Origin of the sequence: Acinetobacter sp. MF4640 (assembly GCF_002018895.1) — a bacterium.
Classification (GTDB): domain Bacteria; phylum Pseudomonadota; class Gammaproteobacteria; order Pseudomonadales; family Moraxellaceae; genus Acinetobacter; species Acinetobacter johnsonii.
Map to the genome: position 1 here is coordinate 23,493 of NZ_MVOM01000027.1, position 22,819 is coordinate 46,311.

24 protein-coding genes, 3 tRNA genes and 2 pseudogenes are annotated in these 22,819 nt (G+C 42.8%); 12 read left to right on the top strand and 17 right to left on the bottom strand.

All coding sequences use genetic code 11. The annotated features are described in order from the left end of the window. Positions 1 to 96: 96 nt before the first annotated feature. Positions 97 to 187 (bottom strand) — tRNA-Ser (locus MF4640_RS10355). Positions 188 to 308: 121 nt separating this feature from the next. Here MF4640_RS10355 and MF4640_RS10360 point away from each other — a divergent pair. Continuing rightward, positions 309 to 2,186 (top strand): potassium transporter Kup, encoded by a 1,878-nt coding sequence (locus MF4640_RS10360; RefSeq protein ID WP_078389517.1) that lies wholly within the window; start codon positions 309 to 311, stop codon positions 2,184 to 2,186. 61 nt (positions 2,187 to 2,247) lie between these two features. Here MF4640_RS10360 and MF4640_RS10365 read toward each other — a convergent pair whose 3' ends face one another. Then, on the bottom strand, positions 2,248 to 2,820 hold the full coding sequence (locus MF4640_RS10365; protein ID WP_039890721.1) for a hypothetical protein: 573 nt from the start codon (positions 2,818 to 2,820) through the stop codon (positions 2,248 to 2,250). Positions 2,821 to 3,077: 257 nt separating this feature from the next. Between MF4640_RS10365 and MF4640_RS10370 the strand changes: the two genes are divergently transcribed. Both MF4640_RS10370 and MF4640_RS10375 read left to right on the top strand, forming a co-directional pair. Further along, positions 3,078 to 4,166, top strand: coding sequence for a DNA/RNA non-specific endonuclease (locus MF4640_RS10370; RefSeq protein ID WP_078389539.1), 1,089 nt, complete (start codon positions 3,078 to 3,080; stop codon positions 4,164 to 4,166). A gap of 76 nt (positions 4,167 to 4,242) precedes the next feature. Beyond that, a complete protein-coding gene (locus MF4640_RS10375; protein WP_078389518.1) occupies positions 4,243 to 4,488 on the top strand; it encodes a hypothetical protein in 246 nt (81 codons plus the stop codon). 90 nt (positions 4,489 to 4,578) lie between these two features. On the opposite strand, the pseudogene MF4640_RS10380 reads toward MF4640_RS10375, so the two are convergent. Both MF4640_RS10380 and MF4640_RS10385 read right to left on the bottom strand, forming a co-directional pair. Then, a pseudogene (locus MF4640_RS10380) lies at positions 4,579 to 4,752 on the bottom strand (aquaporin); the annotation flags it as partial. A 241-nt stretch (positions 4,753 to 4,993) separates the two neighbouring features. After that, positions 4,994 to 6,007 carry an AraC family transcriptional regulator gene (locus tag MF4640_RS10385; RefSeq protein ID WP_078389520.1) on the bottom strand — a complete coding sequence of 338 codons (1,014 nt, stop codon included), beginning with the start codon at positions 6,005 to 6,007 and terminating at the stop codon, positions 4,994 to 4,996. A 110-nt stretch (positions 6,008 to 6,117) separates the two neighbouring features. Between MF4640_RS10385 and MF4640_RS10390 the strand changes: the two genes are divergently transcribed. Continuing rightward, positions 6,118 to 6,756 carry a hypothetical protein gene (locus MF4640_RS10390; RefSeq protein WP_078389521.1) on the top strand — a complete coding sequence of 213 codons (639 nt, stop codon included), beginning with the start codon at positions 6,118 to 6,120 and terminating at the stop codon, positions 6,754 to 6,756. Positions 6,757 to 7,100: 344 nt separating this feature from the next. On the opposite strand, the gene MF4640_RS10395 is transcribed toward MF4640_RS10390, so the two are convergent. Together MF4640_RS10395 and hisF are read right to left on the bottom strand one after the other, a co-directional pair. Further along, the gene (locus MF4640_RS10395) at positions 7,101 to 7,496 is read right to left on the bottom strand and encodes a hypothetical protein (RefSeq protein WP_227518644.1); all 396 of its coding nucleotides are present in this window, start codon (positions 7,494 to 7,496) and stop codon (positions 7,101 to 7,103) included. 140 nt (positions 7,497 to 7,636) lie between these two features. Next, the gene (hisF, locus tag MF4640_RS10400) at positions 7,637 to 8,398 is read right to left on the bottom strand and encodes an imidazole glycerol phosphate synthase subunit HisF (protein ID WP_319823149.1); all 762 of its coding nucleotides are present in this window, start codon (positions 8,396 to 8,398) and stop codon (positions 7,637 to 7,639) included. Between the two features lie 110 nt (positions 8,399 to 8,508). On the opposite strand from hisF, the gene MF4640_RS10405 reads away from it, so the two are divergent. The 3 genes from MF4640_RS10405 to MF4640_RS10415 are packed head-to-tail and all read left to right on the top strand — an operon-like array spanning position 8,509 to position 10,523. After that, the gene (locus tag MF4640_RS10405; RefSeq protein ID WP_078389524.1) at positions 8,509 to 9,459 is read left to right on the top strand and encodes a homoserine kinase; all 951 of its coding nucleotides are present in this window, start codon (positions 8,509 to 8,511) and stop codon (positions 9,457 to 9,459) included. Between the two features lie 13 nt (positions 9,460 to 9,472). Further along, positions 9,473 to 10,102: a DUF1294 domain-containing protein gene (locus tag MF4640_RS10410; protein WP_078389525.1), complete on the top strand. Its 630-nt coding sequence runs from the start codon at positions 9,473 to 9,475 to the stop codon at positions 10,100 to 10,102. Between the two features lie 28 nt (positions 10,103 to 10,130). Beyond that, positions 10,131 to 10,523, top strand: a complete 393-nt coding sequence (locus MF4640_RS10415; protein WP_078389526.1) for a DUF4870 family protein — start codon at positions 10,131 to 10,133, stop codon at positions 10,521 to 10,523. A 160-nt stretch (positions 10,524 to 10,683) separates the two neighbouring features. On the opposite strand, the gene MF4640_RS19265 is transcribed toward MF4640_RS10415, so the two are convergent. Next, complete coding sequence (locus tag MF4640_RS19265) at positions 10,684 to 10,893, bottom strand: hypothetical protein (protein WP_153042474.1); 210 nt, start codon at positions 10,891 to 10,893, stop codon at positions 10,684 to 10,686. Beyond that, positions 10,845 to 11,744 carry a DMT family transporter gene (locus MF4640_RS10420; protein WP_078389527.1) on the bottom strand — a complete coding sequence of 300 codons (900 nt, stop codon included), beginning with the start codon at positions 11,742 to 11,744 and terminating at the stop codon, positions 10,845 to 10,847. The genes MF4640_RS19265 and MF4640_RS10420 overlap by 49 nt, the downstream gene beginning before the upstream one ends. Before the next feature lie 92 nt (positions 11,745 to 11,836). Between MF4640_RS10420 and MF4640_RS10425 the strand changes: the two genes are divergently transcribed. Next, positions 11,837 to 12,385 carry a helix-turn-helix domain-containing protein gene (locus MF4640_RS10425; protein WP_078389528.1) on the top strand — a complete coding sequence of 183 codons (549 nt, stop codon included), beginning with the start codon at positions 11,837 to 11,839 and terminating at the stop codon, positions 12,383 to 12,385. A 72-nt stretch (positions 12,386 to 12,457) separates the two neighbouring features. Here the strand turns inward: MF4640_RS10425 and hisA are convergent, their stop codons facing one another. The 5 genes from hisA to hisB all read right to left on the bottom strand — a co-directional run bounded on the left by hisA (position 12,458) and on the right by hisB (position 15,994). Then, a complete protein-coding gene (hisA, locus tag MF4640_RS10430; RefSeq protein ID WP_004691558.1) occupies positions 12,458 to 13,189 on the bottom strand; it encodes a 1-(5-phosphoribosyl)-5-[(5-phosphoribosylamino)methylideneamino]imidazole-4-carboxamide isomerase in 732 nt (243 codons plus the stop codon). A gap of 79 nt (positions 13,190 to 13,268) precedes the next feature. Then, the gene (locus MF4640_RS10435; protein WP_078389529.1) at positions 13,269 to 13,937 is read right to left on the bottom strand and encodes a 3'-5' exonuclease; all 669 of its coding nucleotides are present in this window, start codon (positions 13,935 to 13,937) and stop codon (positions 13,269 to 13,271) included. 92 nt (positions 13,938 to 14,029) lie between these two features. Beyond that, a complete protein-coding gene (locus MF4640_RS10440; RefSeq protein ID WP_078389530.1) occupies positions 14,030 to 14,494 on the bottom strand; it encodes a DUF805 domain-containing protein in 465 nt (154 codons plus the stop codon). Between the two features lie 289 nt (positions 14,495 to 14,783). Beyond that, positions 14,784 to 15,401, bottom strand: coding sequence for an imidazole glycerol phosphate synthase subunit HisH (hisH, locus tag MF4640_RS10445; RefSeq protein WP_078389531.1), 618 nt, complete (start codon positions 15,399 to 15,401; stop codon positions 14,784 to 14,786). Next, positions 15,401 to 15,994, bottom strand: a complete 594-nt coding sequence (gene hisB, locus MF4640_RS10450; protein ID WP_078389532.1) for an imidazoleglycerol-phosphate dehydratase HisB — start codon at positions 15,992 to 15,994, stop codon at positions 15,401 to 15,403. The genes hisH and hisB overlap by 1 nt, the downstream gene beginning before the upstream one ends. A gap of 92 nt (positions 15,995 to 16,086) precedes the next feature. Between hisB and MF4640_RS10455 the strand changes: the two genes are divergently transcribed. The 4 genes and pseudogenes from MF4640_RS10455 (at position 16,087) to MF4640_RS10470 (ending at position 17,832) form a co-directional block, all read left to right on the top strand. Further along, the gene (locus tag MF4640_RS10455; protein WP_004691552.1) at positions 16,087 to 16,464 is read left to right on the top strand and encodes a GNAT family N-acetyltransferase; all 378 of its coding nucleotides are present in this window, start codon (positions 16,087 to 16,089) and stop codon (positions 16,462 to 16,464) included. 185 nt (positions 16,465 to 16,649) lie between these two features. Next, a tRNA-Phe gene (locus tag MF4640_RS10460) sits at positions 16,650 to 16,725 on the top strand. Positions 16,726 to 16,861: 136 nt separating this feature from the next. Then, positions 16,862 to 16,937 (top strand) — tRNA-Phe (locus tag MF4640_RS10465). Between the two features lie 142 nt (positions 16,938 to 17,079). Next, a pseudogene (locus MF4640_RS10470) lies at positions 17,080 to 17,832 on the top strand (class I SAM-dependent methyltransferase). Positions 17,833 to 17,842: 10 nt separating this feature from the next. Here the strand turns inward: MF4640_RS10470 and MF4640_RS10475 are convergent. The 4 genes from MF4640_RS10475 to ompR all read right to left on the bottom strand — a co-directional run bounded on the left by MF4640_RS10475 (position 17,843) and on the right by ompR (position 22,644). Further along, a complete protein-coding gene (locus MF4640_RS10475; protein WP_004691549.1) occupies positions 17,843 to 18,262 on the bottom strand; it encodes a GNAT family acetyltransferase in 420 nt (139 codons plus the stop codon). Positions 18,263 to 18,390: 128 nt separating this feature from the next. Continuing rightward, positions 18,391 to 19,908, bottom strand: coding sequence for an acetyl-CoA hydrolase/transferase family protein (locus MF4640_RS10480; RefSeq protein ID WP_078389533.1), 1,518 nt, complete (start codon positions 19,906 to 19,908; stop codon positions 18,391 to 18,393). Between the two features lie 206 nt (positions 19,909 to 20,114). Next, positions 20,115 to 21,575 (bottom strand): ATP-binding protein, encoded by a 1,461-nt coding sequence (locus MF4640_RS10485; protein ID WP_078389534.1) that lies wholly within the window; start codon positions 21,573 to 21,575, stop codon positions 20,115 to 20,117. A 304-nt stretch (positions 21,576 to 21,879) separates the two neighbouring features. Continuing rightward, positions 21,880 to 22,644, bottom strand: a complete 765-nt coding sequence (ompR, locus tag MF4640_RS10490; protein WP_004691545.1) for a two-component system response regulator OmpR — start codon at positions 22,642 to 22,644, stop codon at positions 21,880 to 21,882. Positions 22,645 to 22,819 lie beyond the last annotated feature (175 nt).

Consider the following 22,819-nt stretch of genomic DNA (forward strand, 5'->3'; position numbering starts at 1 on the left):
CAATAGATCAAGTAGATTGTATAAGACGTAAAAAAAGCTTAAACCCTTTAGATTTAAGCTTTTTTAGACCTTATGGGACTTCATAAGAGTTAAATTTGGCGGTGAAAGAGGGATTCGAACCCTCGAAACGCTATAAACGTTTACACACTTTCCAGGCGTGCTCCTTCAGCCACTCGGACACTTCACCATGGCGGAGGATAATATCGAAAAACATAGCCATCGACAAGGTGAAACAATTGAATTCGAGCAAAAGTTTTAGCTCAATGATATGATTCGCAAAAATAGTGTCGATAATTGAAGACAAGCTTATGCAAAGTACTGCAAAAAAAGCCGCCTTGCCTGCGATGACCTTGGCAGCATTAGGGGTCGTGTTTGGGGATATTGGAACCAGTCCACTCTATGCATTGAAAGAATCCTTCCACGCTGCACATGGCTTGGGCATCACCCCTGCAAACGTATTAGGTATTTTGTCCATTATCTTCTGGACCATGACCATGGTCATTACCATTAAATATTCTGCAATTGTCATGCGCGCAGATAACAATGGTGAAGGTGGGATTATGGCTTTGCTTGCACTCAATTTGCGCAATACCAATTTTAGCCATCGGAAAAAATTACTGTTAATTTCGATTGGCTTTATTGGGGCTTCACTATTTTTTGGGGATGGGATCATCACCCCAGCCATTTCAGTCTTGTCTGCCGTAGAAGGCTTATCCATCGCAACCGATGCACTTGACCCTTATATTGTGCCAATTGCGATTAGCATCGTCACTGCTGTATTTGTCATGCAAAAGTATGGGACGGCCTTTGTCGGTAAGTTCTTTGGCCCACTGACCTTATTGTGGTTCTTCTCTCTCGGTCTTCTAGGGATTTCGAGCATTATTCAAACACCTTTGGTTTTGGGCATGCTGAGCCCACATTGGGCATTTCAGTTTATCGTGACCAACCCTTTAATGGCCTTTTTCATTATGGGTGCGGTAGTGTTGACCGTCACAGGTGGCGAAGCTCTGTACGCCGATATGGGACATTTTGGTCCTGTGCCGATTCGTTTGGCTTGGTTTATTGTAGTTTTGCCGTGTTTACTGCTTAATTATGCAGGACAAGGTGCATTGCTGCTGCGTGATCCGACTGCGATTGAAAATCCATTTTACCTGTTGGTGCCAGAGTGGGGCTTGTACCCAATGATCTTCTTGGCCACTATGGCCGCAGTTATTGCTTCACAGGCGGTAATTTCAGGCGTCTTCTCTTTAGCGCGTCAGGCTATTCAATTGGGCTATTTACCACGTTTAAATGTGAAACATACTTCAGACTCGGAACAGGGGCAGATTTATGTACCTTTATTGAACTGGATATTGTTGGCATCGATTATTGTCTTAATTTTAATCTTCCAAACCAGCTCACAGCTTTCGCATGCCTATGGTCTGGCGGTCACCATGACCATGTTGTGTGACACCTTATTGATTGCGGTATTTATTCGCTATACATGGAAATGGAGCATGCCAAAATTGGTGCTGCTAATTATTCCATTCCTTGTTTTAGATTTGGTCTTGGTGAGCGCGACCTCACTTAAAGTATTATCGGGCGGTTGGGTTCCATTGCTGATTGGCGGTATTGCGTTCATGTTATTAATGACATGGAAACAAGGTCGCGAGTTAACCTTTGCCAAGCTTCAGCAAGATACCTTGCCACTCGATTTATTTGTACAAAGTATTGGTGAACAAGCCAATTGGGTGGAAGGCGAGGCCGTTTTTTTAACAGGAACGCCGACCGTTGTGCCACATGCCATGTTGCACAATATGAAGCACAATAAAGTACTGCATCAAAAGAACATTATTCTCACCGTTAAAATCCAAGATGTTCCTTATGTGGAAGAGACCAATCGCTTCCATGTCGAAACCATGAATCAGCATTTTTATCGTCTTGAATTGTACTATGGCTTTAAAGATGAAATGAACATTCCACAAGCACTTGAAGCGGTGTATCAAGCGATTGATCTGGAATATAACTTAATGCAGATCAGCTTCTTTGTATCGCGTGAGCGGATTATCAGTACCGTGGGGGATGGTATGGCGCCGTGGCGTGAAAAGCTCTTTATCTCAATGCAACGGAATACCAGTCCTGTGAGTGACTTCTATCAGATTCCACCCAACCGTGTGGTTGAGCTCGGTAGTCAGATCGAGATTTAAAACATCAATAAAAAAACCAGCATATATGCTGGTTTTTTTGGAGGATAAATCAGTTGAAGTCTTAGTTCATTGGATCATTTAAAGGTGCTTCAGGCATCGCTTGAGCAGGGGCATCTGGTGATGGCAGTGAATCAGGCTCAACCGCATTGACAGGTGCCTCTGCTGATGAATCTAATGGCGGTGCAGCAGCTGGGGCAGCATTCATGTCTGTATTTACCGTGGGTGCGACAGCATCATTTAATGCCGCTTCAGCTTGTTGTGCTGAGAGTTCTGCATTCGGTGCCAGTGGATGTTGCTCTGTTGGAGTCGCAGCGACTTGTTGTTGCACTGTGGTATCAGGTGCGGCCTGTTGAACAGGGGCTTCACTCTGTGGTACGGTTGGCATCACTGCTTGGTCATTGGGTGCACCTCGGCCCGCTGGACTGATAGGTGCAGCATTTGGATCAAGTAATTTAATTTGCCCTGAGCTTACGAGTTCTTGAATAGAACCTGGTTGACCATTAACAGTAGTCATGACTTTGGCTTGAGAGAGACTTTCTAAGGTATCACCCGGTTGGATCGGTGGCTCCGCGAAGGCTGAAGCACTTATCACTGTGCCGATTAAACCAAGAGAAGCTAAAATCTTAGAATGCATAAGAACTCCGTAAATTGCATGTATTATTTCGTTGAATTCATTTTTACCTTGGCATATTTTTTGAAGCGACAGCAATCAAAGATACGCAATCGCATCATGTTGTCGTAGAAAAACTCTACAAAAAAGACATTTTGTTACATGCAAAATCATCTAAATATGGCGTTTTGTTTAATTGTTATGCGAATAGAACTCGAGCGATATACTTCGTATACGCTGATTGTTAAGCTCGTGAAAAACCGATGTTTATTGTAGTTGTTATGGCGAAGAAGAAAAGCAGTTCAGGTAAGTCAGTCTTTAACATGTTTAATCAAAATGGCCTGAAAGTGATTTTAGGATTGGTGGCAACGGGAAGTTTTGCGATTGCCTTTGGTCAAGAAAAAATTCAGCAATACGTGTCTTTTAGCCCAAGCTCAAATTCAGCCTGTTTAGAACAATTTTATCGGGAAATTCCGCCTTATTTACTCAAAGAAAGTTTAAGTAAACACAGCTATGCACTGTGCTTTAACGGTTTTAATGTGATGTATTCGGGCGTTTCGAAAACACCTCTCTGGGTTGCAGAGGCCCTGACGCCAAAGCGTCTGAGCCAAAAAATTCCACGTGAAGATAGTTTTCACGAAGAAAATAATGTCGCAACCGAGCATCGAGCGACATTGTCGGACTACCGTGGTTCAGGCTATGACCGTGGACATATGGCACCGAATGCGGATATGCCCAACAAAGCCGCACAATTTGACAGTTTTTCTTTGGCCAACATGGTGCCACAGGCCCCTAAAAATAATCAGCAAGTGTGGCGTGAATTGGAAGAAGCCACACGGGCGCTTGTGACCAAGCAAAAGCTAGATGTTTTTGTGGTGACTGGGCCAGTGTTTCACGGCAAAAAGCTCAAGACCATTGGTCAGGGAGTGATTGTTCCGAGTGCGGTTTACAAAGCGATCTATATGCCAAAAACGGGTGCAATTGGCGCTTATTACGCACCGAATGATAATTCACAGCAGGTAAAAATTGTCAGTGTCTGCTATTTGGAAGAGCAGTTGGGTGTGAATTTATTTCCGCAACTGACAGAAGAGCAAAAACGTAACACCTATAAACTACCGTTGACAGCAACGGCGGTAAAAGCCAATAGCGCAATTCAATACTCACATTGGGATGCGGAAAGTCAGTGTGCTGAGGAGGTTTCATCCGAGCAGCTCAAAGCCTTACAAAAAAACTTTAAATCGGGCTCTACTCAGTCGAGTAGTGGTAGCACCGTCACAAAGGGCACGGGTATTGGTGCGGCGGATCAAGATGCGATTGTTAAACAATTAGTCGACGTCTTATTGCAATATATTTTGCAGCTGTTACGTTAAAGTTCTAGGCAGTTGGATGTATAGACATTCGACTGCAGTGCCCAATGCCTGAAAAATAAATACGAGTAAAAATAAAATGTTTAAACCTTTTGTACAAGGCAACGAGTCTCATGCCATTCATGATTTGACCCTTGAAAATGACACAGACTGCGTCAGTATTTATGGCAATTTACAACTCACCAAAGACCAAGCTGGCCTAGCTGCGGCCAAAGCATTGCAGGCGTATCTGAATGCCATTGTGCAACAGCTTGAAAGTGAAGCTCAGCTTCCTGAGAAAATTGAACGTCCGCAGTCGGATGAAATTGACAATCCATTTTTATAACATAAGTCTATCTATGTTCCATGTGGAACAATAACAAACCCTACAGATTGTAGGCTTTGTTATTAATGGGGAGAGAAAAAATTAATCCTCGCCAGAGATATGTCTAAGTGCAAAGGCACCCGTTAAAACGGTTAAACCAAAGGCAAGTGCAACGCCAAGAAAGCCGATGCGCAACTCGGGAAAAGCTGCTGCAAAAATGGCACTGCCACAGCCTCCGAAGACCAACCAAAACGTTCCGATGAATTCAGCAAGATATTTATTCATAATGCGCTTTTTGTAGTTATTGATGTTTTATTCGCATAGAACTTTATATCTAACGAGAAAATACTCGTTTTTCAATCAATTTAACAAAAAAAGCATGACATCCTGATGACGTGGATTAAACAGGTCAGATTTTAGTGAAAATGGGCTTTGTTGCACAAAGATTTCATAACTATATGATTTTAAAAGTTTTGATTATTTTTTGATCCAAAATTAAATTTATTTAAATCAGATGCTTACATATTTATGCAACAAAGCCGTGAAAATGCTGAATACGCCACTGCTGAGGTGTGACTTGTGTCCAGTGTTTAAAGGCACGTTGAAAAGCACTTTGTTCAGAGTAACTCAGCAACAGTGCAATTTCCTGTAAGCTGAGGTGTGGATCTTTTAAGTATTGCTCCGCCAAAATACGTCGAACTTCTTGCATCCGCTGTTGGTAGGTCGTGCCTTGTTGTTGTAAGTAACGTTGCAGCTGTCGGACTGAAAAATTCAGTTGCCGAGCAATATGTTCAATTTGATATTGGTTTTTTTGTAGCCCCGTTAAAATCGCATGCTGTAAGCGCTGGTCGATGTGGGTGGAGTTGGGAAGTTTTTCCAGTAAGGCTTCGGCCTGCTGTAAGAGCAGTTTTTGCAGGGTTTGATCACCTTGCTGAAAGGGCATGGATAATTCGCTGAGGGGAATCATCATCATAGGTCGGCTTTGAGAGAAGCGAACTTTACAATTAAAGTACTGCTCATACAGTGCCGTATTTTTCGGGGCAGGGTGAGTAAAATGAACCTCGCTGAGCTGGATGTCATCATGGGCGACAAAGTGCTTCATAAACTGAATGATCAGCGCCATTGCCACTTCATTGCTGAGTTGTGTGGTCAGTTCAATTGGCATCTCCACCCAACCAAAGCATAGATTTTCACCTTCAACTGCAACATATAGCGAGCTGCCATCATAAATGAGACGGTGAAAGTCATGATAACGGGTGAGCGCTTCGCCTAAATTTTCGCAGGACAGCGCAATATAGCCCAAAATGCCTAAATGCTTGGGCTGTACATACTTTGCAATCTCGAGTCCGAGCGCAGGGATATGCAGATGGCTGTCAAGATCATTCAGTAACTCTAACCACAGTGCATAATCAAAACGTTCTAAGTTCTGTGCTTTTTCAAGCTGTTCAGAAATGGGGTAGCCCACAGCTTGGCAATAGGCATAGAGTAAATGCCCCAGTCCACCGTAGACAGAACCTGTGTAGTCTTTGAAATGTTGCATTTATTGGCTCTATTGTTCTTGTCGTAATTTGTCAATGAATTTGAATGCTAGGGTCAATATTTAGCATAGTTTCCACATTATATTCAATCTGAATATAGGAGGAATTTGCCATGTGGAAGGGTTTTGTCGCAGGATTGGTGGTTGCCAATGCGTTTGAGTGGGTTGCACATAAATATATTTTGCATGGAACACACCGTGCTGGAAAGCCACGCTATAGCCCTGTGCCTGACAGCATGAAATCGCATTGGGAGCATCACCGAGAAGTACGGAAAACTACGTTTCACGATCATGGTTATGTTGAAGGTTGGAGCAACTGGCGTACCCAAAATGAAATCGTGTCACTTGCTGTCGTGGCGGGTGTTTTTGGGACATTATTTTATCCTGTCTCCAAAGGCATGACGTTGTCTGTGTTGTACAGTGCAGGAAATTATTACTACATCCACCGCCGTGCGCACTTAGAGCCAGACTGGGCAATGCGTAAGATTCCTTGGCATTATGATCATCATATGAACTCTAATCAGGATGCCAACTGGTGTGTGACCAAGCCGTGGTTTGATTATATTTTAGGAACGCGGGTCATTTCCTCGTTGGATTTGCAAGAGCAAAATCCGTTGGGTATTGCTTTACCCCAAGTGGTGTCGAATAAGCTCACCCAGTGGGTCAATCAGGTCTTCCCTGCAAAATGGGTTAAGGCACCAGAAGCAATTCCACTGAACTCAGCGCAGACGACGGAAACGGTTGCAGGATAACTGAAATAGGTATTTTTGTCGTGATTTGTCAATAATATTGGTATGTATTGTCAATATTTCGTCATTTGAACATTCTATAGTAAAGCTGTTGATGAGGTGAAATCATCTCATGAGCACTAGTACGTCATTTTTCATTTTCCAGTTTAACAAGACAATGTTGTAGTTATTCTAGGTTTATAGGGAGTCGCAAGACTCCCTTTTTTTATCTCAACAATTCAGAGCATAATTGCGGTCAAGATCCAGCGACCATTCTAAGCTTTAACATTTGCTGCGTAATAGAAGCGATAGTACTGTCCGACTTAGCATTAGCTCAGCTGTGCCAAAGTACAGCGTAACTGAGCCTTTTAATTCGCCTGCTTTTTAAAGCCCGTTAAAATATAGCGATCCATTTCATCGGTATAGTCAGGGGAAAACTGAAAGCAAACATGCTCGTTGATGTTTAAGCTTTTGAGATCAGGGAAGCTTTGTCTAGCACGCGGACTATTGCTAAATAAAAAACCTTGTCGATCACTCTGAAAGTAAAACACTTTTTCAGTACTGATGTTGTGCCGTCGATAATGAGTGACCTCTGACCATTGTGTAAAAATACCACAAGCCCGAATTTGATCAGGTGCAATCAGCGCTTTTTCATAATACTGTTTAAACTGATATTTGCAGAAGCTGATATAGCTAAACAGGCATAAACCAAGGAGTAACAGTACAGCCAGCATACCGAAAGGGCGGTCAGCATATTTCTTCATCAAAAGGATGAAAACAAAACAGATCAATAGACCACAAATAAATAAGATTAGCTCTAAGTGATACATTTTTTCTCATCTTTAAAATGATAAAAAGAGTACTCGAAAGCACTCTTTTCATAGGTTTTACGGTTATGGTCTGTTTATAGACGCATTTCGATGCCTTGATTTGCAAGGTATTTCTTCGCTTCAGGAATGGTGTGTTGTCCAAAGTGGAAGATAGAAGCAGCCAGTACAGCGTCTGCGCCACCTTTTAAAATACCATCGGCCAAGTGTTGTAAGTTACCGACACCGCCCGAAGCAATGGTTGGAATGGTGACGCGGTCATTGATTTGACGCATCAGCTCGAGGTCATAACCTGCTTTGGTACCATCGGCATCCATCGAGGTAATCAGCAGTTCACCTGCACCAAAGTCGGCCATTTTCACGGACCATTCAATCGCATCAATACCGGTTGGTTTACGGCCGCCATGGGTAAAAATTTCCCATTTGTTCTCGCCCGTTTTTTTTGCGTCAATGGCAACCACAATACATTGTGCGCCAAAGCGTTGCGATGCTTCTTGTACAAATTCTGGGTTAAACACCGCTGCTGAGTTAATGCTGACTTTATCCGCGCCAGCATTGAGTAAGAGGCGAATGTCTTCAACTTTGCGAACGCCACCACCGACCGTTAAGGGAACAAAAACCGTTTCAGCCATACGTTCAACCGTACGATAAGTCGTGTCACGACCATTCGAAGTTGCGGTAATGTCTAAGAAGGTAATTTCATCAGCACCTTGTTCGTTATATCGACGTGCTACTTCTACTGGGTCACCTGCATCACGAATATCAAGGAATTGAACACCTTTCACTACACGACCGTTGTCTACGTCGAGGCAAGGAATAATACGTTTAGCTAGCATAATTTTTTCCAAAAATAACAGCCGATTATGAAACTTCGCGACTTAGATGCTACACCTTAATAGTCGGAGCGGGTATTCTATCAAACTTATGTAAGTTTTTTTGCAGGTTTTATATGTCGGTTTATACCACTTTGACTTTACAGGAAGTTCAGGCGTTTGCAGCACCTTATGGACTTGAGGTAATCGATCTGATCCCAATTCAAGGCGGTATTCAAAATACGAACTATTTTATTGTGTGTGAAAATGCTGTGCAGTATGTATTGACTGTATTTGAAGAAATGGATGAACAGGGCGCAGGCGAGTTGGTTCCTGTGCTTGAGCATTTAGGTCAGGCTGGTTTAGTGGTTCCTGTACCTTTAAGTCACTCAGGCAAAGCCATTCATAGTTTAAAAGATAAACCTGCCCAAATTGCCCCACGGATGATGGGCAAACATCCCATGCCTGCGACCCTTGAGCAAGCCGAGGCGATTGCGGTTGCACAAGCGCAAATGCACGTCGCACTGCAAGATTTTCCATTGGAGCGTGCAGAATACCGTGACCATGATTACTGGCTCGCTGTAGCGTTACAAATGAAACCGACATTAAGTGAGGCGGATCAAGCACTACTCAATAAGTTATTGGGGTTATATGACGCATTATCGGCGGTTTATCCGAATCGTCCAAAGGGCTTTATCCACTCAGATTTATTCCGTGACAACACTTTGTTTGAGGGCAATCAGCTCAAAGGCATTTTAGACTTTTATGAACTGAATAAAGATGAGTTCTTGTTTGATATTGCGATTACCCTGAATGACTTCTGTACCGAATATCCAAGTGTGCACTTAAATGAAGACAAGGCCATCGCATTCTTAAGCGCCTATGAAAGTATTCGTCCTTTGACGACTGATGAAAAATCTTGCCTAGGGCTGTATCTGGCAATGGCTGCTGCACGTTTTTGGATGATGCGTTTACAAGTGGCACAAAAAAATGCTGAACAAGGCCGTACGGGGGATGACATTTTGCAGAAAAATCCTGCCGAAATGCGTAATATGGTGATTGACCGCCTAAAATTTGTAACTGCTTAAATAGGAAAGAAAAATGCGTGACCAAGGACGACTCGTTGAATGGTTTGATGAAAAAGGCTATGGCTTTATTCAGCCCAACGATGACAGCAAAGATCGCGTGTTTTTACATATCAAGGACTTTGCTCGGCAAGGTCCTCGTCCTATTTTAGGTTGTGCGTTGGAATACAACGTGCTTGTGGATGCGCAAGGGCGTTATCGTGCACAGCAAGTTAGTTATTTAAAAGCATCACAAACCCAAAAGAGCCGTACCTCAAAAGTCTCATCGATAAAGACTGAACAGGGTCAACGTTGGAATCCAATGCAAATTGCGTCGGTGGCATACATCGTGTTTTTGGCACTATTGGTATTGCTGGGGCGTTTGAGTGGATTGGTGCTGCTGTTGATTAGTGTGATGAATGCGGCCAGTTATTGGTTCTATGCGCAAGATAAAGAAGCTGCGCAAAATGGACAGCGCCGTGTACCTGAAAATACATTACATCTCCTTTCATTTTTGGGCGGTTGGCCTGCAGCATGGTTAGCGCAGCAAAAGCTACGACATAAAACACAAAAACAACCCTTTAGAAAGATTTACTTTTGTACAATTCTATTCAATATTCTTTTAATTTTATGGCTTATTTCTCCTTTCAATAGTTTGCCTATTTAAAGTTCAAGCCCACTTCATGAGGGACAATATGAATTATTCAGTCGATCAAGATCCGAATCGTAGTCTGACTTTTATTCTTTATATTTTGTATATCGTTGCGATTTTTTCCGCAGGGATTTTAGCCATTATTGCTTTAGTGATTAATTATGTGAAGCGTGGCTCTGTGCGTGGTTCCATTTTTGAGAGCCATTTTACTTGGCAGATTCGCACCTTTTGGTGGTATTTGATTTGGAACGTGATTGCCTTTGTGCCATTTATTTTCTTATTCTTTACGGGTGAAAATGTCACCGCTTTCGCAGGTGTCGCACTCGGTGCTTCAACATTCTGCGTATCTGTGATTGGGTTGTCATGGGTGTGGATTGTATATCGTGCCATTAAAGGCATTATTCGTTTAAATGACAATCAACCGATGTATCAATAACAAGTGGTGAGATTTAAAAAGGGCAGTGTGCCCTTTTTTTATGATTTTTTTATAACAAGGTTTATGCACCGAGATGAACCAAGCTGATGCAGCAGTGTCTCTGTTTTTGTGTAGGCTTTTAAAAAGCACCTTACAAAATTGAATTTCAATCTTTACTTTTTTATATGGCTTCGCTGCATAAATATTTTTCAAGATACTGATTTTTAAGACGTTCTCGAAATTTTAATAAAAATAAATATAATAAAATCATAGATTTAGGTGTTTGTCTAGCAAAGCCCCATTGATCACGCGATTCAGCAGTTTTTTCGTTTCGGAGATCGGCTAAAGTTGTTCGAGGTTCTTTTTCGACTTCAGCAGTTTCGGTTTCCATTCACTAATCATAATGCCAAACACCACCAAAAGTCCGCCCAGCAAAGCTAGTGGTGCCAAACGTTCTCCTGCAAGGCGCCCAAATAGTGCTGCCCATACTGGCTCTCCTGCGTAAATAATTGCCGCTTGAGATGGATTGACTGAGCGCTGTGCCCAATTCATTACATATTGAATCACGGCGCTGGCAAGCCCCAAGCCGAGTGCGATACTCAGTAAAGGCCATGAAAAGTCTGGAATGTAGTGTTCACCTGCCAATGGCATGGCTGCAAAGGCGAGTACAGAGGCAACTGCAAGTTGAATCACCGTTACTCGACCAATATCGACTGTTGGAGCAAAATAACCAATCAGAATAATTTCCATTGCTATAGCGATTGCACCGAGTAGGGTTAAGGTCTGACCAAAATTCAGTGAAATTGAATTCAGGCTATTCCCTGTAAGTAAGACTAAGCCCATAAACGCACAGAGCGCACCAATCCAAATCATAAAATGGGGTACTTTACGAAAGATCAGCCACAACAATACAGGTACCAAAGGCACATACAGTGCTGTTAAAAAGGCAGATTCACTGCTACTGACTGTTTGTAGTCCGACCGTTTGTGTGCCATAGCCAATCGTGACCATACAACCAATGAGTGCACCTGCGCACAGGTCTTGTCGGGTGATGTGTTTTAAATGGTGATAGGAAAATAAGCCAATAATTGTCGCGGCGCAGGCGAAACGACAACCCACAAAGAACATGGGGGAGCTGAAATTTAAGGCATATTTCACGGCCAAGAAGGTGCCGCCCCAAATAAAAGTAATGAGAATTAGCGCAATGACAGGCGCTTTAGAACCGAGCTGAGTATTCAACATAAAAAGACTGGTGTGCAATATATTGCACATAGCTTGTCATGCTTTGTTTTTGTGTGCAATATATTGCTCAATATTTTTTTTGATTTATCTGTATGAACTCTCCTGCGGTGCTACAACACGTCAGTCAAAATGTGCGTCATTATCGAAGTTTAAAAGGCCTGAGTCAGCAGCAACTGGCAGATTTGGCCGGGTTAAGCCGTCGCATGGTGGCTGGGGTTGAATCAGTGCAGGACAATATTAGTTTGGCGAAACTCAGTTTGATTGCCGATGTGCTTGAGGTCGATTTTGTACAGATCATTGCTGCACCTGAACAGCAAGGGCAAGCGGTGGTCAATATTTTGGCTTGGCAGGGTACACAAGCACACAGTGAAGCAAAATTAATGGCTTCAGCAGCAGCAACACAAAAAGTTGAACTGTGGACATGGGTACTTGCCCCAAATGAGCACTATAGTGCAGAACCCGACCCATTCGGTTGGCGTGAGATGCTCTATGTGATGGAGGGGGAGTTAACTTTGGATTTGGCAGGTGACATAAAAGTCTTAGGTGTAGGAGAGTCGATTGTGTTTTCGAGTGCCATCGAATACCAATACATCAACCGTGGAACTGTACCGTTAAAATTTATTCGTAATGCAATTTATTAAGAAGCAGATCTTAAAAACTGATATTTAGCGCATAAAAAAGAGGTCAAAAGACCTCTTTTTTAAATTCAACAATTAGAGTGATTGTTCATCTAACAGCAATTGTGCTTCACGTAGGTTTAAACTGCCTTCGTAAATCGCACGACCGGTAATTGCACCCAAAATACCCGGTTGACCTTTGAGGTTACGTACGTCATCAAGGTTGGTCACACCACCTGATGCAATCACAGGTAGGCCAGAGTATTGTGCCAGTTGAACAGTTTGCTCAACATTGACCCCTTGCATCATCCCGTCACGCGCAATGTCGGTATAGACAATGCTCGATACGCCCGCATCGGCAAAACGTTTGGCCAAATCGGTTGCTTTCACATCGGTCACATTGGCCCAACCATCGGTGGCCACCATGCCATTCATGGCATCGATGCCGACAATGATATGACCTGCAAATTTCTTACAAGCTTCTTCAACAAACTCAGGGTCTTGAACTGCCTTGGTGCCAATAATGACAAAAGACACACCTGCTTCTAAGTAGTGTTCAATGGTTTCTAGTGAGCGAATACCACCGCCAATTTGAATTGGCAGTTCAGGTTGTGCGCGAGCAATGGCTTCAACCACAGGTTTATGAATTGGCGTACCAGCGAAAGCACCATTCAAATCGACCAAATGTAAGCGACGCGCGCCTTCATTTACCCAGTGCTGTGCAGTTGCAACAGGATCATCAGAAAAAACCGTATCGTCTTCCATACGACCTTGTTTTAAACGAACACATTTGCCATCTTTCAGGTCAATTGCAGGGATGATCAGCATGCTTTCGCTCCTAGCCAAATCTTAAATAAAATCAATGTCCGTCATCTTAGCAAAGTATTGGCAATTTTCTAAGCATCTGTTACAGCTTTTCATGACGACAAGGTTTTGTTGTTTTTTCTAATTCTTTGGAAATATCTTTTGGGAGTTGCTCTAAACGCCGCAATTCTTCAAAAACCAACAGCGCCGCATAGGCATCCGCAGCGGCATAGTCAACTTGTTCAGGCGTGAGTATTTTCCTCGCCCAATTTGAAGTGCTGACTTTTTTGCTTTTCGGGAAGTTGAGTTGAAACAGCAGGGCGATGGCATTTTTAATGCCGACAGGGTTGGTCAAACCAAAGCTGGCAAAGCATTTTGACAGCTCAACCACACCCTTGAGTTCAAAACCCTTTTTGCGGAATAGATGGGCATCATTTTTTAAACCAAAGCCCACTTTGAGCTGGTCTGGATTCGCCAAAAATGGTGCAAGGAAGCTCCAAATGGGTGGACTCATTTGAAACAAATAAGCCTGCTCGACGCTGGCCAGTTGAATGAGATGCGGACCCGTGGAGACTTCTCCCACTTGAAAGGTCGGTTTGGACTCGCTGTCAAAACCGAAGATGGAAACCTGTTCTAGTTCAGCGCGGATTGCTTCACACTGTTCTAAGTTTTGAATGACATGAATTGCTTGTTTTGGCAAATTTTGAAAACGAGGAAATTTTTGAATTTCGACTTTGCTGGGAAGGATGTGTTGAAAAGAAGAATCCATCATGCTTTGACTATGCCACTGTTGCTTAAGCCTAAAGCTTTTGCGTTGATTTAGCAAAACAGCCGACCTAGGTAGGCTGTTTTGCACAGGTGATTTTAGGACATAAAACCAGCCGCAATGCCGCCGATAATCGCTAAAACGAAAATCACGATGTAAATCCATGCCAAAACGGCTTCCCAGCCTGCCGTTGGGCGTGGTGAGCCATAGCTGTTGCTACGATCATCGCCTGGTGCGAAAATCAGGTAAAGCATTAGGATCACGTTGGCAAGAGGCACCAGCATCAACAGTGATAACCATCCCGTATGGTTGCGGTCATGTAGGCGACGAATAGTAAATACAAACGTGAAGTACATCAGCGCAACATAGATCAGGACGATAAAAATCATGCCGCCACCGAAGTTGCCTGTTTCCAAGTTCACAAATGTATTAGGAAAGATGGCGATGAAAATACCAAGAATAATTGACGCTACAATGGCAAGTAGACAGTTCCATGCTAGGTATGAAAAACGTCCGAAACGACCTGCGGCATTCAGCGCAGATTCTTGTGCATATTGAGTCATAGTGACTTACCTTATCGTTGTAAATTAAGTTTTTTATAAATAAAAATGTCTAAAAAGCAGGCAAAGCATAATCAAATTTGGTGACAATGAAAAGGCATCTCAGCCATCTTGAGTACACTAGTCTGCTGTAAAGCAAAGATTTTATACATTGAAAGGCACAGGAGTGGGGTCACACGCCTCATTTACTTAAGCTGTTTCTGATTTATTTTTAGTCTAGATGCATCAATTTTGGATAAACAAAAGCCCAACCGAAGTTGAGCTTTTTCAATCAAACAGAGGCTGGAATAAATTAAATTTTCCATTCCACAAAGTTTTTCAGCAGTTGCAAACCTGCGGTATGACTTTTTTCAGGGTGAAACTGTGTCGCAAACAAATTTTCTTGATGAATTGCCGTGCAGAACTCTAAACCGTAGTCACAGGTCGCCGCCACAATGCCAGAGTTCTTCGGTTCAACATAAAAGCTGTGCACGAAGTAAAAACGTGCATCTTGCTCAATGTCTTTCCACATTGGATGACTCGGATCAGCCTGATAAACTTGGTTCCAACCCATATGGGGTACTTTCAAGCCGTCTACATCAGGAAAGCGTTTCACACTGCCTTCAAAAATACCGAGAGCATCGACTCCGCCATTTTCTTCAGAGCGTTGCATGAGCGCTTGCATACCTACACAAATCGCTAATACAGGCTTATTAAATGCCGCATGACGAACGACTTCATCAATCCCTGCTTCATGCATACCTTGCATACAGTCACGCATAGCACCTACGCCGGGGAACACAATTTTATCAGCTTGAGCCACTAACTTGGGATCATTGGTTACATCGACTGTTGCACCAACATGCTCAAGCGCTTTTGCGGCTGAGTGTAGGTTACCCATACCATAGTCAAGAAGGGCAATACGGGTCATTACAAACTACCTTTGGTTGAAGCAATGGTGTTGGTTGCACGTGGGTCAATTTCACAGGCCATACGAAGTGCACGCGCAAACGCTTTGAACACACTTTCAATTTGGTGGTGGCTATTTTTACCTTTGAGGTTATCAATGTGTACCGTCATGAGCGCATGGTTCACAAAGCCTTGGAAAAACTCCGAGAAGAGATCCACATCAAAACGACCAATCATGGCGCGGGTAAATGGAATATCCATAAACAAACCCGGACGGCCTGATAAGTCCACCACAGCACGGCTTAAAGATTCATCTAACGGTGCATAAAAATGACCATAACGACGTAAACCTTTTTTGTCACCTAAAGCTTTGGCAAAAGCCTGTCCAAGCGTGATACCACAGTCTTCAACCGTGTGGTGATCATCAATATCTAAGTCGCCATCACATTCAATATCAATATCAAATAAGCCGTGTCGCTTGATTTGATCAATCATATGATCTAAAAAGGGAATACCTGTGTTGAGCGTGCCTTGACCCGTACCATCGAGGTTTACACGAACTCGAATTTTGGTTTCGTTGGTATTTCTTACCACTTCACTGATACGTTCTGTCATAGACACGTTCCTCAAAGACGTCAAATAATTGATGTAAAATGTTTCGCCGTAACGAAGTCACCGCATATTAGATTGCTCAGGAGGGTTTATCAATGCCTATTACCGTACACGCTTATACTTCACTGGAAAAAGAAGAGTTGCGCAGCCAGCTAGAGCGACTGTACGACACCAGTCCTGAATTTGGCGATGGGCATGATGCCGTAGAACAACTTGAGCAAAATCTAGCTCAGTATACCTTACTTTACACCGCAGAATTTAATACTAAAGTCATTGGCGCCATTTGGTGTAGTGGGCAGGGTGAAAATAAAACCTTAGAATACATCGTAGTACATCCTGCTAACCGTGGACGAGGGGTTGCGGAGCGGTTGGTTGAAGAAGTCTGTCGTATGGAAGAAGCCAAAGGTGTGAAAGTGTTCGAGCCGGGCTGTGGTGCGATTCATCGTTGCTTAGAGCACATTGGTAAAATTTAAGCTTTTTTAAAGCAGTCTTTGGGCTGCTTTTTTCATGAATAACGATGGTGATGCGCTTTAAGTGCAAAGAATGACTCAAAAAATGTACGAAGGGTGCTGGGTTTGCTGTAAAAGTAAACACTCAACTGATTTTTTTGAAAACGGACTTGACGCTGCTTCGCTTAAACTGTTTAATACGCGACATCGGCGTGATAGCTCAGTAGGTAGAGCAACGGATTGAAAATCCGTGTGTCCCCAGTTCGATCCTGGGTCTCGCCACCATATTCAAAATCTTATTTAAAGATTTCAATCCCTGATCCCATCAGGGATTTTTTTTGCCTGAAATTTATCCGATCAAATAAAAAAGTGATGATTTTTATTGACTATTCATCCGAGATACGGCTTAATACACGGCATCGGCGTGATAGCTCAGTAGGTAGAGCAACGGATTGAAAATCCGTGTGTCCCCAGTTCGATCCTGGGTCTCGCCACCATATTCAAAAAAGCCTCAAACACTGTTTGGGGCTTTTTTTTGTCTTATGAAAAGTTGGATTGTATAAGGTGTTGGACAACATCATGCTTTAGTTAATGGAAAATGTGCTAATTTTGAGTCAAAAATAAGACTGAGAATGGCTTATGAAAGACCGCTTTTCATCGGGAAGTCAGCTTTATCAACTCGCACGTCCGAGTTATCCAGTGAGTTTGATTCAAGAAATACTCAAGCATGTAGTAACTCCTCAATTTGCGTGGGACTGTGGTGCAGGATCGGGGCAATTAACTCAATTGTTGGCGCCGCATTTTGATGCCGTGGTGGCGACAGATATCAGTGTGCATCAGTTACAACATGCACCTTATTTTGAAAATGTTAGTTATCAAGTTTAGTCTGCAGAGCACACCAGTTTTGCCGAGCAGAGTTTTGATTTAATCACGGTGGCTCAAGCCATTCATTGGTTTGATTTTGATGGTTTTTATGCAGAGGTGCTGCGGACTTTACGACCTGAAGGCATTTTGGCGGTCATTGGCTATGGTTTAATTCAGCTGCAGCAACTTGAGTTACAGGGTTGTATTGAGCGACTTTATTTTAAGACTTTGAAAGGCTATTGGGATGCCGAACGTCGCTATATCGACGAGGCCTATCAAACCATTCCTTTTCCCTTTGAGAAAATAGCGACGTCTGAATTGTCGATGTCATTTCAATGGTCTGCTGCTCAATTGTTGGATTATTTAAATACATGGTCTGCACTGAAACATTATCGAGCGAAAAATTCAGATGACCCCTTATATGAGTTCAAAGCATTCTTTGCGTTGGATGATCACGCGAACCAACTCTTTGAGCTTAAATTTCCGATTTTTTTAAGATTGGGTCGTCTACCTGTATCGGCGCATTGAGTGTCTGAGCTTAATCGGCAATAAGACGTTTACCAAAGCACACGACTTCGATTTCCTCATAGCCTAGCTGCTCATAGAAGCTTTGCACGTCGATGTTTTCTTTACGTACAAGCAGTTGTAGTTTGGGGCAACCTAAGGCAATCAGGCGCTTCTCGAGCTGCTGTATGAGTGCAGTTGCGACTCCATTGCGTTGAAAGTGTGGATGTACTGCCAAATAATTAATCCAGCCGCGATGGCCATCATAACCACCCATCAATGTGGCGATGAGTTGTTCATCTTTAACAGCCAGTAAAAATAAACCATCTTTTTGCGCAGTTTTTCTAAAAATATCAATTTCAGGGTTATTCCAAGGGCGAGTGAGGTCGCATACCTCCCAAAGTGCAATGACGTCTTCTAAATCTGTTTCGAGATAGGGGCGAATAATGAACATGAGCTTGGCATTTTTATTTTTTGGATGCCTTTAGATTAATTGAGTTTTTTTATTTTGATAAGTGTTTTCTTACACTTTTCATCAGCCATAAAAAAACGCCCAAGAGGGCGCTTTTCTTAAACTTTAAATTAAGCAGATTTTGCTTCTGCTTGAACAGGAAGCATGTGGCCTGTTTCTTCAAAGTTAGAATGCCAAGACAACGCTTCACGAAGAAGGTGAGGTGTATGACCACCTTTTGCACATGAACGATCGAAGTAGTCATTTAATGCATCACGATACAGTGGGTGCGCACAGTTGTCGATAATCGCACGGGCACGTTCACGTGGTGCTAGACCGCGAAGATCTGCCAAACCTTGTTCAGTCACAAGGATGTCAACATCGTGTTCAGCATGATCGATGTGCGATGCAAACGGTACGATTGAAGAAATGTCGCCACCTTTTGCAATTGATTTGGTCACGAAGATCGCAAGGTGTGCATTACGTGCGAAGTCACCTGAACCACCGATACCATTCATCATTTTTGTACCACAAACGTGAGTTGAGTTTACGTTACCGTAAATATCAAATTCAAGCGCAGTGTTGATGCCGATAATACCTAAACGACGAACCAATTCAGGATGGTTCGAAATTTCTTGCGGACGTAAAACCAATTTATCTTTGTAGGCTTCAAGGTTATTAAATACTTTCTCGCCATATTTTGCAGAAAGGGTAATTGAAGAACCTGAAGCAAATTTCATTTTACCTGCATCAATCAATTCAAAGGTACAGTCTTGGAGTACTTCTGAGTACATGACAAGGTCTTCGAAGTTCGAATCTTTAAGGCCTGTAAGTACAGCATTGGCAATTGAGCCAATCCCTGCTTGTAATGGGCCTAAGTTCTTCGGTAGACGCTCTTCAGCTACTTCTTTTTCAAAGAATGCGATTAAGTGGTCTGCAATGCCTTGAGTTTCATCATCTGGCGCAGTTACCGTTGATGGAGAGTCGTGTAAGTCGTTGTTGATGACGATACCCACGATTTTTGCAGGATCGATATTGATCGCGTGCGTACCAATACGCTCATCCACTTGAGTCAATGGAATCGGTTGACGGGTTGGACGATAAGTTGGGATGTAAATATCGTGTAAGCCTTCAAATGCAGGGCTTAAGTTGGTATTGATTTCAACAATCACTTTTTCTGCGAAAATTGCGAAGCTTGCAGAGTTACCTACAGACGTTGTTGGAATGATACCGCCATCTTCAGTGATCGCAACTGCTTCAATGATCGCTACATCTGGCTTTTTCAACTGAAGGTTACGCATTTGCTCAACAGTTTCAGACAAGTGTTGGTCAATGAACATCACTTCGCCATTGTTGATGGCTTTACGTAAAGTGTTGTCCACTTGGAACGGTAAACGACGTGCCAATACACCCGCTTCAGTCAATTGCTTGTCTAGGTCATTACCTAAAGAAGCACCAGTAATTAATGTGATTTTTAAAGGATTTATGTGTGCACGTTTAACCAATGCCAAAGGTACAGCTTTCGCTTCGCCAGCACGAGTGAAGCCACTCATACCTACAGTCATGCCATCTTCAATAAAAGCAGACGCTTCTTCCGCACTGATGACTTTATCGTGAAGTGAAGCTAAACGGATACGATCTAAAGACATGGTTTACTCTCGTTAATATTCTGGATCTGGCACCGATTGTACCGATCAAGAACGACATTGTGCATACCTGTTAGGCTAAGGTCTAATTTTTTGAAAAAATGTGGGTATAAGGGATTCTGATGATTTGTAAGTGTTTGAAATATATTTGGTAAAATTAAATTGTTGAATAGTTGAATAAAATCGTTTGATCAACTATTGTACAAAGTTTAAAAATGTTCAACCAAGGTTTGCTTTAATTTTTCGAGTGGGTTGTTGCTGGAAATTTCAACATCTTGATTGTGATGAAGAGGCAGCGAAATAATTGCTTCAAGTCCGCCTTGTTCCCGATTATGAATAGTCAGTTGACCTTGGTGAATGTCGACAATTCGTTTCACAATGGCGAGACCTAAACCACTGCCTTGAACTGTTCTGGCTTCATTGCCACGCACAAAAGGTTGCATGAGCTCTTCAATTTGATCGTCAGGAATGCCTTCACCATGGTCTGCTACGCTAATTAAAATATGTTCATTTTCCACTGTTGCGGAAAGTTCAATCGGCTCAGCACCGTAGCGTTTTGAATTATTAATCAAGTTACCAATCAGGCGTTTAAGAGATAGACTACGTGCCTGAATAATCGGTAATTCAGCAGGTTCAAAACGAATATCCAGCGGTTTGAATTGCACCACCAATTCTTGTAACAGCATATTTAAATCGGTGTCTTGAATTTCCTCATCTGAGCCGTCACGCATATAGGAAATGAACTGATTTAAGATCGCGTCCATATCTTCAACGTCATAAATCAGCCCTTCTTTTAAAAAATCATCATCGGGCATCATTTCTGCACTGAGTCGAATACGGGTCAGTGGGGTGCGTAAGTCATGTGAAATCCCTGCCAACATAATCCGGCGGTCACGTTCAGTCTGATCTAGGGTGTAAATCATGTGATTAAAAGCTTGGTTGACCTCGCGAATTTCTTGAGGGCCGTGATTAGTCTCTAAATAAGGCGCTGTGCCTGTTTTACTATAACTGTTGGCAGCATTTTGCAGACGACGCAGCGGGCGATTGAGCTGACGAACCAAGGTTAAAATAATGGCTGCTGCAATAAGGGGTACGCCAAGCAGCCAACCGAAAATTAGCTCAGGGCTGTAGTTGGCATAGGTTTTCAGTGGTTCGCGGACCCAGTTACCGTTCATTTCAGGAGTTTGAATCCAAATCCGCGGGCTAGGTTTAAACTGGAAATATACCGTGGCATGTTCGACTTTTAATTCTTTGGCCAGCTTAGCTTCAATTTGGTTGGTAAAGAACTCGGCAATCACCTTATCTTTAACATTGGGATATTCTTTGGGATCGGTGACGTATTCAATGCCAACACGACTTCTTAGCCAGTCATCGACATCGACTTCAGTATTTTGATGATAAATCCGTAAATCGGGGTTGTTAAGAATTTCTATTTCAACAGCAAGATAACGAGCATGTTGTTGAATTTCTGGAAGATATAAGGTGCGCCAAAAGAACCACAAAGACATAAATAAACTGAAAAATACAATGAAGAGTACCAGTACGGTGGTGCGCATGGCAGCAGAACGCGGCTTGATTTTATCTAAAAAGCGTTCCCAGCGTGTGCGTTTCCGTTCTGAATACGCTTCGTAATCTGTAAATTTTTGAGGGTCGATGGGTTCGAGTTTCACGTGATTTCCTGTTTCTATGTAAGTGACATAGTTCAATGGTGACAGGTATGCGATACGCGAAAAGTCATCTGCAATTGTTCGAGGCAGGAGGTCTAAATGTTATAAAGTTTCTGCGAGCATGATGTTGAAATGCAGAAATATGCCGAGTTTTGCAGATGACAATGGTTTTGCTTACTTTTGTCGAAACAAAAGTAAGGCGAACCGCAGGTTAATCGATAAAGTTGAGCTTAATTTTAGGACTCCGACGTGCTGATTATTGCTACTCAGTTTAAAAAGACCGAAGCCGTATTTTTCAGTTTTTGAATTATTCCGCGCCATCTGGAACGAACACATAACCTACACCCCAAACCGTTTGAATATAGCGTGCACGCGCAGGGTTTTCTTCCACAAGGCGACGTAGGCGCGATACTTGAACATCAATTGAACGTTCCATTGCACCCCATTCACGGCCACGTGCAAGGTTCATCAATTTGTCGCGAGTCAAAGGCTCACGTGGATGTTGTACCAAGGCTTTCAGTACCGCAAACTCACCTGTAGTTAGGGTTACGACTTGACCTTCACGCGTGAGAGTGCGTGTTGATAAATCAAGTGACCATGGACCAAAGCTGACTACTTCCATTTGTTGGCTTGGTGCGCCTGGAACTTCACGGACTTGGCGGCGCAGTACAGCGCGAATACGTGCTAACAACTCATTTGGATTAAATGGTTTCGGTAAATAGTCATCTGCACCTGCTTCTAGACCTGCAATACGGTCTGAGTCACTGCCACGTGCGGTGAGCATAATAATAGGCGTATCGATATTGGATTGGCGTAGACGACGACAGATACTTAAGCCATCTTCAACAGGAAGCATGAAGTCGAGCACAATCAGTGAAAAAAGTTCACGTTGTAAGAGACGATCCATTTGAGTTGCGTCATGCGCTGTTTTTACCACAAAGCCTTTATCTTCTAAAAAGCGTTGAAGTAGCGTACGTAAACGCACATCGTCATCTACCACTAAAATGCGTTCAACGCGATCTGCATCGCTATGTACAGCATCTGTTTTTTCAGCAGGTACAACTAAACTCATTGAAGTGCTCCTTTATTCTTTATTGTCATCGTAAACAAAAGTCGGGATATTCTTGAGTATACGACTCATTTGTATGTCTTTACTATGCTCTAAAGCAACAAATATTGCAGGTAAAATCAAGACATAGATACCAAATGTATACATCTTAGCCCATAGAAAAAAATGGCAAAGAATA

Bases quoted from the DNA above. Each gene is read 5' to 3' on its own strand.
- MF4640_RS10360 (WP_078389517.1), top strand. From the start codon at position 309: ATGCAAAGTACTGCAAAAAAAGCCGCCTTGCCTGCGATGACCTTGGCA.
- MF4640_RS10365 (WP_039890721.1), bottom strand. From the start codon at position 2,820: ATGCATTCTAAGATTTTAGCTTCTCTTGGTTTAATCGGCACAGTGATA.
- MF4640_RS10370 (WP_078389539.1), top strand. From the start codon at position 3,078: ATGGCGAAGAAGAAAAGCAGTTCAGGTAAGTCAGTCTTTAACATGTTT.
- MF4640_RS10375 (WP_078389518.1), top strand. From the start codon at position 4,243: ATGTTTAAACCTTTTGTACAAGGCAACGAGTCTCATGCCATTCATGAT.
- MF4640_RS10385 (WP_078389520.1), bottom strand. From the start codon at position 6,007: ATGCAACATTTCAAAGACTACACAGGTTCTGTCTACGGTGGACTGGGG.
- MF4640_RS10390 (WP_078389521.1), top strand. From the start codon at position 6,118: ATGTGGAAGGGTTTTGTCGCAGGATTGGTGGTTGCCAATGCGTTTGAG.
- MF4640_RS10395 (WP_227518644.1), bottom strand. From the start codon at position 7,496: ATGAAGAAATATGCTGACCGCCCTTTCGGTATGCTGGCTGTACTGTTA.
- MF4640_RS10405 (WP_078389524.1), top strand. From the start codon at position 8,509: ATGTCGGTTTATACCACTTTGACTTTACAGGAAGTTCAGGCGTTTGCA.
- MF4640_RS10410 (WP_078389525.1), top strand. From the start codon at position 9,473: ATGCGTGACCAAGGACGACTCGTTGAATGGTTTGATGAAAAAGGCTAT.
- MF4640_RS10415 (WP_078389526.1), top strand. From the start codon at position 10,131: ATGAATTATTCAGTCGATCAAGATCCGAATCGTAGTCTGACTTTTATT.
- MF4640_RS19265 (WP_153042474.1), bottom strand. From the start codon at position 10,893: ATGGAAACCGAAACTGCTGAAGTCGAAAAAGAACCTCGAACAACTTTA.
- MF4640_RS10420 (WP_078389527.1), bottom strand. From the start codon at position 11,744: ATGTTGAATACTCAGCTCGGTTCTAAAGCGCCTGTCATTGCGCTAATT.
- MF4640_RS10425 (WP_078389528.1), top strand. From the start codon at position 11,837: ATGAACTCTCCTGCGGTGCTACAACACGTCAGTCAAAATGTGCGTCAT.
- hisA (WP_004691558.1), bottom strand. From the start codon at position 13,189: ATGCTGATCATCCCTGCAATTGACCTGAAAGATGGCAAATGTGTTCGT.
- MF4640_RS10435 (WP_078389529.1), bottom strand. From the start codon at position 13,937: ATGATGGATTCTTCTTTTCAACACATCCTTCCCAGCAAAGTCGAAATT.
- MF4640_RS10440 (WP_078389530.1), bottom strand. From the start codon at position 14,494: ATGACTCAATATGCACAAGAATCTGCGCTGAATGCCGCAGGTCGTTTC.
- hisH (WP_078389531.1), bottom strand. From the start codon at position 15,401: ATGACCCGTATTGCCCTTCTTGACTATGGTATGGGTAACCTACACTCA.
- hisB (WP_078389532.1), bottom strand. From the start codon at position 15,994: ATGACAGAACGTATCAGTGAAGTGGTAAGAAATACCAACGAAACCAAA.
- MF4640_RS10455 (WP_004691552.1), top strand. From the start codon at position 16,087: ATGCCTATTACCGTACACGCTTATACTTCACTGGAAAAAGAAGAGTTG.
- MF4640_RS10475 (WP_004691549.1), bottom strand. From the start codon at position 18,262: ATGTTCATTATTCGCCCCTATCTCGAAACAGATTTAGAAGACGTCATT.
- MF4640_RS10480 (WP_078389533.1), bottom strand. From the start codon at position 19,908: ATGTCTTTAGATCGTATCCGTTTAGCTTCACTTCACGATAAAGTCATC.
- ompR (WP_004691545.1), bottom strand. From the start codon at position 22,644: ATGAGTTTAGTTGTACCTGCTGAAAAAACAGATGCTGTACATAGCGAT.